General features: G+C 72.9%; 8 protein-coding genes. 2 read left to right on the top strand and 6 right to left on the bottom strand.

The window, feature by feature from the left end; translation table 11 throughout:
- Positions 1 to 9: 9 nt before the first annotated feature.
- Positions 10 to 1,587 carry a bifunctional phosphatase PAP2/diacylglycerol kinase family protein gene (locus ACFFJG_RS10620; RefSeq protein ID WP_378518669.1) on the top strand — a complete coding sequence of 526 codons (1,578 nt, stop codon included), beginning with the start codon at positions 10 to 12 and terminating at the stop codon, positions 1,585 to 1,587.
- A gap of 137 nt (positions 1,588 to 1,724) precedes the next feature.
- Here the strand turns inward: ACFFJG_RS10620 and ACFFJG_RS10615 are convergent, their stop codons facing one another.
- From ACFFJG_RS10615 to ACFFJG_RS10590, 6 genes are all read right to left on the bottom strand, one after another.
- Positions 1,725 to 2,402 (bottom strand): response regulator, encoded by a 678-nt coding sequence (locus ACFFJG_RS10615; RefSeq protein WP_378518668.1) that lies wholly within the window; start codon positions 2,400 to 2,402, stop codon positions 1,725 to 1,727.
- Positions 2,399 to 4,969 carry an ATP-binding protein gene (locus tag ACFFJG_RS10610; RefSeq protein ID WP_378518667.1) on the bottom strand — a complete coding sequence of 857 codons (2,571 nt, stop codon included), beginning with the start codon at positions 4,967 to 4,969 and terminating at the stop codon, positions 2,399 to 2,401. Before ACFFJG_RS10610 ends, ACFFJG_RS10615 begins: the two co-directional genes overlap by 4 nt.
- Positions 4,970 to 5,025: 56 nt before the next feature.
- Complete coding sequence (gene kdpC, locus ACFFJG_RS10605) at positions 5,026 to 5,613, bottom strand: potassium-transporting ATPase subunit KdpC (RefSeq protein ID WP_378518666.1); 588 nt, start codon at positions 5,611 to 5,613, stop codon at positions 5,026 to 5,028.
- A gap of 24 nt (positions 5,614 to 5,637) precedes the next feature.
- Positions 5,638 to 7,734: a potassium-transporting ATPase subunit KdpB gene (gene kdpB / locus ACFFJG_RS10600; RefSeq protein WP_378518665.1), complete on the bottom strand. Its 2,097-nt coding sequence runs from the start codon at positions 7,732 to 7,734 to the stop codon at positions 5,638 to 5,640.
- Entirely contained in the window at positions 7,731 to 9,389 is a 1,659-nt protein-coding gene (gene kdpA / locus ACFFJG_RS10595; protein WP_378518664.1) for a potassium-transporting ATPase subunit KdpA, read from the bottom strand. Before kdpA ends, kdpB begins: the two co-directional genes overlap by 4 nt.
- 223 nt (positions 9,390 to 9,612) lie before the next feature.
- Positions 9,613 to 10,005 carry a DUF4446 family protein gene (locus tag ACFFJG_RS10590; protein WP_378518663.1) on the bottom strand — a complete coding sequence of 131 codons (393 nt, stop codon included), beginning with the start codon at positions 10,003 to 10,005 and terminating at the stop codon, positions 9,613 to 9,615.
- Positions 10,006 to 10,074: 69 nt separating this feature from the next.
- On the opposite strand from ACFFJG_RS10590, the gene ACFFJG_RS10585 reads away from it, so the two are divergent.
- Positions 10,075 to 10,914, top strand: coding sequence for a prephenate dehydratase (locus ACFFJG_RS10585; RefSeq protein WP_378518662.1), 840 nt, complete (start codon positions 10,075 to 10,077; stop codon positions 10,912 to 10,914).
- Positions 10,915 to 10,923: the final 9 nt, after the last annotated feature.

Below are 10,923 nucleotides of genomic sequence, written 5' to 3'. Positions count from 1 at the left end.
ACTTCGCAGGTGACTCGCGCCTCCCGCTTCCGCTCGCTCGCCCTGGCCGCGGTCTGCCTGGTGCTGTTCTCGGTCCTCGGGTACGCCGTCACCGGCGACCGCGCGCCGCTCGACTCCTTCGACGTCGAGGGGCGCAACCTCGAGGACTGGGCCGACGACTCGAGGGCGTTCATCGACGTCCTGCGGGTGGTCGAGCACCTCTTCGCGACCGTCGGGATGACGGTGCTGACCGTGGTGCTGGTGCTGGGCCTGCTGCTGCGCCGCCAGCGGTGGGCGGCGCTGCTGGCGCTGGTGGTGATGGTCGCCACGTCGCTGTCCACCTCCGCGCTCAAGGTGTGGCTGGGCCGCGACCGTCCCGAGTGGCAGGGCACGGACTTCAGCCCGCTCAGCTCCTACAGCTTCCCGTCCGGGCACGCCTCGTCCACCGCGGCGTACGCCTGCCTCCTCGTGACGCTGCTCGTGCTGTTCGTGCGCCGGGCCAGCCTCCGGCGCCTCGGGATCGTCCTCGTGGTCGCGTGGTGGCTCCTGGTCTGCCTCGACCGCGTGCTGCTGGGGCGCCACTACCCCACCGACGTGATCGCCGGCTCGCTCCTCGGCATCGGCATCTTCGCCCTCGGGCTCGCCCTCGTCGACCCGCGCCCGCGCTCCACCGCGGCCCACGCCGAGCCGCTGCCGGAGGTGTACGCCTCCGAGCGCAGGGTCGCGGTGATCCTCAACCCGATCAAGGTCGAGGACGTCGGCCAGTTCCGCTCCGTCGTCAGCGCGATGGCGCGCGAGTCGGGCTGGTCGGAGCCGACGTGGCAGTACACGACGGTCGAGGACCCCGGCACCGGCATGGCCGAGAAGGCCGCGGTCTCCGGCGCCGACCTGGTCATCGTCTGCGGGGGCGACGGCACGGTGCGCGAGGTGTGCGCCGAGCTCGCCGGCACCGGCATCCCCGTCGGCATCATCCCCGCCGGCACCGGCAACCTGCTGGCCCGCAACCTCGACGTGCCGCTCTACCTCCGCTCGGCGATCGACGTCGCCCTCAACGGCCAGGACCGCGCCATCGACCTGGTCAGGGTCGGCGGCGACGGCATCGAGGACACCCACTTCATGGTGATGGCCGGGATGGGCTTCGACGCCGCGATCATGGAGGGCGTCAACGAGGACATCAAGAAGAAGATCGGATGGGTCGCCTACGTCGTCTCGGGGCTGCGCTCGCTGATGTTCCCGGCGATCAAGGTCGAGATCCAGGTCGACGACGGCGAGCCGACCACCCACCGAGCCCGCACCGTCGTGGTCGGCAACGTCGGCTTCCTCCAGGCCGGGATGCCGCTGCTGCCCGACGCCACCCTCGACGACGGCATCCTCGACGTCGTGATCATCCACCCCCGCCAGTTCCTGTCGTGGATCACCGTCGCGATGCGGGTGCTGCGCAAGAGCCCGATCGTGGACGAGACCCTCGACCGCCGCACCGGCTCCCGGGTGCGGATCAAGGCCTCGACCGACACCCCCCGCCAGCTCGACGGCGACTCCGTCGGCGAGGGTCGCGAGCTGTGGATGGAGTGCATCCACGGCCGCCTCCTCGTCCGCGTCCCCCGCTGACCCGGCGCGCGTGTCCCGCTCAGGCCCGCCGAGTCGGCGCGTGTGTCCCGCTCAGGCCCGCCGAGTCGGCGCTTGTGTCCCGCCCGGCGGCGCACTCGCGCCGACTCGGCACTGATCCGCGGCACACTCGCGCCGACTCAGTGGGGGGCGAAGCGGTAGCCGATCCCGGGCTCGGTGACGAAGAGCACCGGGTGGGCGGGGTCGGCCTCGAGCTTGCGGCGGATGCTGGCCAGGTGGACCCGGAGGTAGTTGGTCTGGCGCTCGTACTGCGGGCCCCAGACGGCGGTGAGGAGCTCGCCCTGGCGCACCAGCCGGCCGCGGCGGCGGGCGAGGACCTCCACGATGCGCCACTCGGTCGGGGTCAGGTGCAGCTCCTCGCCGTCACGGGTCGCGCGGGAGTCGGTGACGTCGAGGCGCAGGCCGTCGACCTCGACGACGAGGTCGGGCTCCTCGCGTCCGACGCGTCGTGAGGTGGCGCGCACCCGCGCGAGCAGCTCCTCGATCGAGAACGGCTTGGTGATGAAGTCGTCGGCGCCGAGGTCGAGCGCCTCCACCTTGTCGTCGGACTCGGTGCGGGCCGACACCACGATCACCGGCACCTGGGTGAACGCGCGCAGCCGGGTCAGCACCGCGATGCCGTCGAGGTCGGGCAGCCCGAGGTCGAGCAGCACGACGTCGGGCATCCGCTCGTCGACGACCTGCAGGGCCGAGCGGCCGTCGCCGGCGGTCTCGACCTCGTAGTCGCGCGCCCGCAGGTTGATCGACAGCGTGCGGCGCATCGCCGGGTCGTCGTCGACGACGAGCACGAAGGTCATCGGGTCTCGCTATCCAGGATCGGGACGTCCAGCGTCCCGGCGGGCGGTACGGCGTCGGGCGCGGCCGCCAGCTCGAGGACGAACGTCAGCCCCCCGCCCGGGGTCTCCTCGGTCGAGATCGTGCCACCCATCGCCTCGGTGAGGCCGTGCGCCACCGCGAGCCCGAGCCCCACACCGTCCTGCTGGGGCACGTCGCCGAGACGCTGGAACGGCGCGAAGAGCCGCGCCCGGTCGTGGTCGCGCACGCCCGGCCCGGTGTCGGAGATCCGGAGCGTCACCCGGTCGCCCGCCGTGCCCGCGTCGACGCGGACCCGGGCGGTCACCGGCGTGTACTTGAGGGCGTTCTCGCAGATGTTGGCCAGCACCCGGTCGAGCAGCCCGGCGTCGGCGAGCGCGGTCACCTCGGGGTCGACGTCGACCTCGATCCGCTCGCCGCCGACGAGCGGCGCGATGCTGGCCCGCACCGCCTCGGCGAGGCCGACCTCGCCGACCGCCACGCTCACCGACCCCGTGCTGATCCGGCTCATGTCGAGCAGGTTGGCCACCAGCGCGGTCAGCCGGTCGGTCGACTCCTCGATCGTCTCGAGCAGCGCCGCCTCGTCCTGCGGTGAGAACGCGACGTCCGTGCTGCGCAGGCTTGCGACCGCCACCTTCACCGCCGCCAGCGGGTTGCGCAGGTCGTGCGACACCGCGGCCAGCAGCGCCGTGCGCGTGCGGTCGAGCTCGGCGAGCCGGAGCCGCTCGACGTCGGCCAGCGTGGCCAGCCGCCGCTCCTCCATCACCTTGGCGTAGGCGGCGTAGGCGTTGAGCAGACCCCGCGCCGTGGCCGGCAGCGTGGTGCCGGCGAGCACGAGGGTGCTGCGGTCGTCGACCGCCGCCGCCGCGTCGGCGCGCTCGACCGAGGTGGGGGCGTCGCCGCAGGAGGCGACCACCACCTCGGCGCCGCCGGGCTCCCGCCGCAGCAGGGCCGCGCCGCGGGCGTCGAGCTGGCGGCAGGCCGACGACAGCAGGCCGGCGGTGTCCTGGCTGGAGGTGAGCAGGCTGTGCGCCAGCACGGTGAGCGCGTCGGCCTCGGCCCGCGCGGCCCGCGCCTGCGTCGTACGCCGTGCCGCGAGGTCGACGACCGTCGCGACGGCGATGCCGACCGCCACGAAGATCACCAGCGTGACGACGTTCTCGGGCTCGGCGATGGTGAGGGTGTGGAGCGGCGGGGTGAACAGGTAGTTGAGCAGGAACGCGCTGACCAGCGCCGAGGCCACGGCGGCCGCCAACCCGCCGATGAGGGCGGTCGCGACCACCACCACCATCAGCGACATCGCCTCGATCGGCAACCCGTGGAGGTCCTGGGTGAGGTGGAGCGCCAGGCTCAACGCGGTGGGCGCGAGGAGCCCGAAGACCAGGCCCGCCAGGCGCCGTCGCGGCCCGAGCTCGTCGGCGGGGGCGCCCTTGTCGCGGGAGGCGGCGCGGGCGTAGTCGTGGGAGACGATGTGGACGTCCATGTCGCCCGAGCCGCTGACCACCCGCTCGCCGACGCCGGGTCGCAGCACCGTGGAGAGGCGACCGCGACGGCTGGCGCCGATCACCACCTGGGTGGCGTTCTCCGCGCGGGCGAAGGCCAGGATGGCGTCGGCGGCGTCGTCGCCCACGACGGTGTGCAGGCTGCCGCCGAGCTCCTCGGCCTTGGCCGAGAGCCGCGCGAGCTGGTCGGGCGCGATGCTCGTCAGCCCGTCCTGCCGGGTGACGTAGAGGGCCTGCCACTCGCCCCCGGAGCGCTTGCTGGCGATCCGGGCGGCCCGTCGCATCAGCGTGCTGGACTCGGGGCCGCCGCTGACCGGCACGACGATGCGCTCGCGGGTGGCCCACGTCGCGTCGATCTCGTGCTGGCGGCGGTAGCGCTCGAGCCCCTCGTCGACGCGGTCGGCGAGCCACAGCAGCGCGAGCTCGCGGAGGGCGGTGAGGTTGCCCTCGCGGAAGTAGCGCGAGAGGGCGGCGTCGATCCTGTCGGCCGGGTAGATGTTGCCGTGGGCCATCCGGCGGCGCAGCGACTGCGGGCTCATGTCGACCAGCTCGATCTGGTCGGCGGAGCGCACCACGTGGTCGGGCACCGTCTCGCGCTGCCGCACGCCCGTGACCTGCTCGGTGACGTCGTTGAGCGACTCGAGGTGCTGGACGTTGACGGTGGTGACGACCTCGATGCCCGCGTCGAGCAGCGCCTCGACGTCCTGCCAGCGCTTCTCGTGGACGCTGCCGGGGACGTTGGTGTGGGCCAGCTCGTCGACCAGGACGACGTCGGGACGCCGCGCCACGATCGCCTCGAGGTCCATCTCGTCCAGGACCGTGCCGCGGTGGTCGATCCTCCGGCGCGGCACCACCTCGAGGCCCTCCAGGCCCGCTTGGGTGCGGGGCCGGCCGTGGGTCTCGACGTAGCCGACGACCAGGTCGGTGCCGCGCTCGACGCGACGGTGGCCCTCGTCGAGCATGGCGTAGGTCTTGCCGACGCCCGGTGCGGCGCCGAGGTAGACGCGCAGCGTGCCTCGCTCGGTGGCGCGTGGGGTGGACCGCTCCATGGGATCAGTCTCCCCCGGCGGCACACGCCGGGGAGACCGAGCCCGGGCGGGCCGCGTCAGCCGGCTGCACCCTGGACCGCGGCCCGCACGGCGAGGTTGAGCTCGAGCACGTTGACCCCGGGCTCGCCGAGGAAGCCGAGGCTGCGGCCGTCGGTGCTGTCGGCGACCATGCGGCGCACGTCGTCGACGGACAGCCCGTTCGCGGCCGCGACGCGCGGGACCTGTAGCCGGGCGTACGCCGGGCTGATGTGCGGGTCGAGGCCCGAGCCGGAGGCGGTGACCGCGTCGGGCGGGACCTGTGACTCCGCGACGCCCTCGCGGGCGGCGACCTCGGCGCGCCGCTCACCGATGGCGGCCACCAGGTCGGTGCTGAGCGGGCCGAGGTTGCTGGGGGCCGAGGCGAGGGTGTCGTAGTCGTTGACCGAGGGCCGGGAGTGGAACCACACCTCGCCGTCGAACTGCTGGCCGATCAGCCGGGAGCCGACGACATGGCCGTCGAGGCGGACCGGCTGGCCGTCGGCGCGGTCGCCGAAGGCCTGGCCGGCGGCCCACACCGCGGCGGGGTAGCCGACGCCGAGCAGGACGGTCATCACGAGGAGGAGGCGCAGGCCGGCGAAGGACTGGCGGGCGAGGTCGGAGAACATGTCATGACGCTTTCTGGAGCCGGGTCAGGAGCCGAGGCCCGGGACGGTGGACACGACCAGGTCGATGAGCTTGATGCCGACGAACGGCACCACCACGCCGCCGAGGCCGAAGACGAGGATGTTGCGGCGCAGCACCGAGGTCGCGGACGCGGCGCGGAAACGTACGCCCCGCAGCGCCAGCGGGATGAGAGCGACGATCACCAGCGCGTTGAAGACGACCGCCGAGAGGATCGCCGACTGCGGCGTCGCGAGCCCCATCACGTTGAGCCTGTCGAGGGAGGGGTGGGCGGCGACGAACATCGCGGGGATGATCGCGAAGTACTTGGCGACGTCGTTGGCGATCGAGAACGTCGTCAGCGCCCCGCGGGTGATGAGCAGCTGCTTGCCGATCTCCACGATGTCGATGAGCTTGGTGGGGTCGGAGTCGAGGTCGACCATGTTGCCGGCCTCCTTCGCGGCGGCCGTGCCGCTGTTCATCGCCACGCCCACGTCGGCGGCCGCGAGGGCGGGCGCGTCGTTGGTGCCGTCGCCGGTCATCGCGACCAGCCGGCCGCCCTCCTGCTCGCGGTGGATGTAGGCCATCTTGTCCTCAGGGGTGGCCTCGGCGATGACGTCGTCGACGCCGGCCTCGGCAGCGATCGCCTGCGCGGTGAGCGCGTTGTCGCCGGTGACCATCACGGTGCGGATGCCCATCGCGCGCAGCTCGGCGAACCGCTCGGCCATGCCCTCCTTGACCACGTCCTTGAGGTGGATCACGCCGAGCACCTGGCCGGCGCCGCGGGCGTCCTTGCGGCCGATGACCAGCGGGGTGCCGCCCCCGCGGGAGATCGAGTCGACGACCTCGCACACCTCGTCGGGCTGCTGGGTGCCGAGCCAGGTCGCGATCGCCGACCCGGCTCCCTTGCGGACCTGGGTGCCGTCGGCGAGGTCGACGCCCGACATGCGGGTCTGCGCGGTGAACTCGACGAACTCCGCACCGGCCGGGAGGTCCGCGTCGTCCGCGCCCTGGGAGAGCGCGAGGTCGACGACCGAGCGACCCTCGGGGGTCTGGTCGGCGAGCGAGGACAGCCGCGCGGTGTCGCGGAGCTCGTCCTGGTCGACCCCGGGGGCCGCGACGAAGCGGTTGGCCCGCCGGTTGCCGTAGGTGATGGTGCCGGTCTTGTCGAGCAGCAGGGTGCTGACGTCGCCGGCGGCCTCGACCGCACGGCCCGACATGGCGAGCACGTTGACCCGCACCAGCCGGTCCATGCCGGCGATGCCGATGGCCGAGAGCAGGGCGCCGATCGTCGTCGGGATCAGGCAGACGAGCAGGGCGACGAGGACGACGACGTCCTGCGGCGCGCCGGAGTACGCCGCCATCGGCGCGAGCGTGGCGACCGCGGCGAGGAAGACCAGGGTGAGGCTGGAGAGCAGGATCGACAGCGCGACCTCGTTCGGGGTCCTGCGCCGCGAGGTGCCCTCGACGAGCGCGATCATCTTGTCGAGGAAGGTCTCGCCGGCAGCGGCGGTGATCCGTACGACGATGCGGTCGGAGAGCACCCGGGTGCCGCCGGTGACGGCGCTGCGGTCGCCGCCGGCCTCGCGGATGACGGGGGCGGACTCGCCCGTGATCGCGGACTCGTCGACCGAGGCGATGCCCTCGACGATGTCGCCGTCGCCCGGCACCACGTCGCCGGCCTCGACGACGACCAGGTCGCCGACCGCGAGGTGGGTCGCCGGCACCGGCGACTCCGAGCCGTCCGCTGCGAGGCGGCGGGCGACGGTGTCGGTGCGCGCGGCGCGCAGCGAGGCGGCCTGCGCCTTGCCGCGACCCTCGGCCACGGCCTCGGCGAGGTTGCCGAAGACGACGGTCAGCCACAGCCACACGGCGATCGAGATCGTGAAGAACCCGGGGTCGCGCACGGCCGCACCGGTGGTGACGACCGAGCCGGCCAGCACCAGGAACATCACCGGCGAGCGCCACAGGTGGCGCGGGTCGAGCTTGCGGACCGCCTCCGGCAGCTGCCGTACGCCCTGCGCGAGCAGGGACCGGGTGGTCGTGCCGGCGGCCGGGCGGTGGGCGCGCGCGGCGTCCTGCTCCTGCGTCGCGGAGGTCGGGGGGGTGGGGGTCAACAACGTCATGCCAAGGCCTCTGCGATCGGTCCGAGGGCGAGCGCCGGGAAGTAGGTGAGGCCGGTCATCACGACGATGACGCCGACCAGCATCCCGGCGAAGAGCGGGGTGTGGGTGGGGAGCGTGCCGGCGGTGACCGGCACCTTGCCCTGCTCGGCGAGCGACCCGGCGAGCAGCAGCACGAGCACGATGGGCAGCAGCCGGCCGAGCAGCATGGCCAGCCCGAGCACCACCTGGAAGAAGTCCGAGGTGACCGTGAGGCCGCCGAACGCGCTGCCGTTGTTGTTGGCGGCCGAGGTGAAGGCGTAGAGCACCTCGGAGAACCCGTGGCCGCCGGGGTTGCCCATCGCGTCGGCCGTCGAGTCGCGGGCGATCGCGACGCCGGTGCCGACCAGCACGAGGGCGGGCGTGGTCAGCGTGTAGAGCGCGACGTAGGTCATCTGCTTCGCACTGATCTTCTTGCCCAGCAGCTCGGGCGTGCGGCCGACCATCAGGCCGGCGACGAAGACCGCCAGCACGGCCATCACCAGGATCCCGTAGATGCCGGCGCCGACACCGCCGGGCACGATCTCGCCCAGCATCATGTTGACCAGCACGGTGCCGCCGCCGGCGGCGGTGAGGGAGTCGTGCGAGGCGTTGACCGCCCCCGTCGACGTCCCGGTGGTGGCCACCGCGAACAGCGCCGACGCCCACTCGCCGAAGCGCGTCTCCTTGCCCTCCATCGCCGCTCCCGCGGCCCGGGCGGTCGGCGAGTGCGCGCCGACCTCGGCCCACGTCGTGACGACGAGCGAGACGGTCCACAGCACCCCCATCACGCCGAGGACCGCGAGGCCCTGGCGGCGGTTGCCGAGCATCGTGCCGAGGGTGCGGGTGAGCGCGACGGGCAGCACGAGGATGAGGAAGACCTCCACGAAGCTCGTCCAGCCGGTCGGGTTCTCGAACGGGTGGGCGGAGTTGGCGTTGAAGAAGCCGCCGCCGTTGTTGCCGAGCTCCTTGATGGCCTCCTGGCTGGCGACGGGCCCGCCGGTGAGGACCTGCGAGTGGCCCGCCAGGGTCGACATCGTGGAGTCGGCGAAGCTCTGCACGACGCCGCCGGCGACCAGCAGCACCGCGGCGACGAACGCCATCGGCAGCAGGATCCGCACCGTGCCGCGGGTGAGGTCGACCCAGAAGTTGCCGAGCGCGCCGGTGCGGGAGCGGGTGAAGCCACGCACCAGTGCGACCGCGACCGCGATGCCGACGGCGGCCGAGAGGAAGTTCTGCACCGCGAGCCCGGCCATCTGCGCGGTGAAGCCCAGCGTGGACTCGCCGGCGTAGGACTGCCAGTTGGTGTTGGTGACGAAGGAGATGGCGGTGTTGAACGACATCCAGAACGGCACGGCGGGCATCCCGCGGTCCATCGGCAGCGCCGCCTGGGCGAGCTGGATCGCCATCAGCACCACGATGCTGACCAGGCTGAACCCGACCACGCCCGTGGCGTAGGAGCGGGCGCCCTGCTCGGCGTCGGGGTCGACGCCGCTGAGGCGGTAGACCGCGCGCTCGACGCGCAGGTGGCGGGTGCTGGTGAAGACCCGCGCCATGTGGTCGCCGAGGGGCACGTGGGCCGCTGCCAGCAGGGCGACGAGGAGCGCGATCGTCAGGAGACCGCCGAGGGTGTCGGACACTAGAAGCGCTCCGGGAGGACAAGGGCTGCGAGGACGTAGAGCGCGGCGGCGACCACCGCGACCACGAGCAGGCCGGATTCGATGCTCATGGCTCCACGCTCGACCCGCGACCGGGCCTCACCGCCCGTCTTGACGCGATCTTGGCGCCCGTTGACGGCCACTTGTCGCCGGTGTGGCGCGCGCCGCACCGCGCCCGGCAGGAGGTGTCCCAGCCCGTGCCGCCTCAGGGGCGGGCGTGCTCGATCGCCTCCTCCTCCTCGGGCGAGAGCTGCTGCTCGCACGACCAGGAGGAGATGGACTTGGCGTAGGTGCGGGCCTCGCTGCGCCCGTGGATGGAGGTCAGCACGACCCCGTGGCCGGCGTCGTCGAGCACGGCCAGGCTCCAGCTGAGGTGGCCGCCGACGTCGCCGAAGGCGTCGTACCTCACGACCGAGAGGTGCCGCAGCGCGTCGGCGTTCTCCGCCTTGAGCGCCGCGACCTCCTGACGCAGGCCGTGCACGTCCTCGGGCAGCGCGTCGACGCCGTCGGCCGAGGGGCGTGCGGACGTACGTCGCAGGGCGAGGCCGCCGAGGACGCAGGCGACGGCGGCGAGGAGGACGGCGACGACGGACAGCACCCCCGAACCCTATGTTCGCCGTGCGGTCGCGGACCGGCGGACACGGCCGGAGATGACACACTCGCCGACGTGACTGCTCGACGGATCGCCTACCAGGGAGAGCCGGGCGCCAACTCCCACCTCGTGTGCCAGCAGGCCTACCCCGACTGGGAGCCCCTGCCGTGCGCGTCGTTCGAGGACGCGTTCGCCGCGGTCGAGAACGGCGACGCCGACCTGGCGATGATCCCGATCGACAACTCGATCGCCGGCCGGGTCGCGGACATCCACCACTTCCTGCCGACGTCGAGCCTGCACATCGTGGGCGAGCGGTTCCTGCGCATCCAGTTCTCGCTGATGGCGCTCCCCGAGGCCACGGTCGACTCGCTGCGCACCGTGCACAGCCACGTCCACGCGCTCGGCCAGTGCCGCGGCGTGATCCGCGAGCTCGGGCTGGTCCCGGTGGTGGCCGGCGACACCGCGGGCGCGGCCCGGGAGGTCGCCGAGTCGGGCGACCCCACCCAGGCCGCCATCGCCCCGCCGCTGGCGGCGGAGATCTACGGCCTGCAGGTGCTGCGCGAGGAGATCGAGGACGAGGACCACAACACCACCCGCTTCGTCGTGCTCTCCCGCGACTTCGAGCGGGCGCCGTCCGGACGCGGGCCGGTGGTGACGACGTTCATCTTCAACGTCCGCAACCTGCCGGCGGCGCTCTACAAGGCGCTCGGCGGCTTCGCCACCAACGGCGTCAACATGACCAAGCTCGAGTCCTACATGGTCGGCGGGCACTTCACCGCGACGCAGTTCCTCGCCGAGGTCGACGGCCACCCCGACGACCCGGGTGTGCGCAACGCGCTCGAAGAGCTGGCGTTCTTCACGACCGAGATCAAGGTCCTCGGCGTCTACCCTGCGGACTCCTTCCGCGACGCGTAGGCGAGACTC

The organism is Nocardioides zeicaulis, assembly GCF_042432345.1.
Lineage (GTDB): Bacteria > Actinomycetota > Actinomycetes > Propionibacteriales > Nocardioidaceae > Nocardioides > Nocardioides zeicaulis.
The sequence above is the reverse complement of the archived record's forward strand: the minus strand, read 5'-3'. Positions and strand labels throughout refer to the sequence as shown.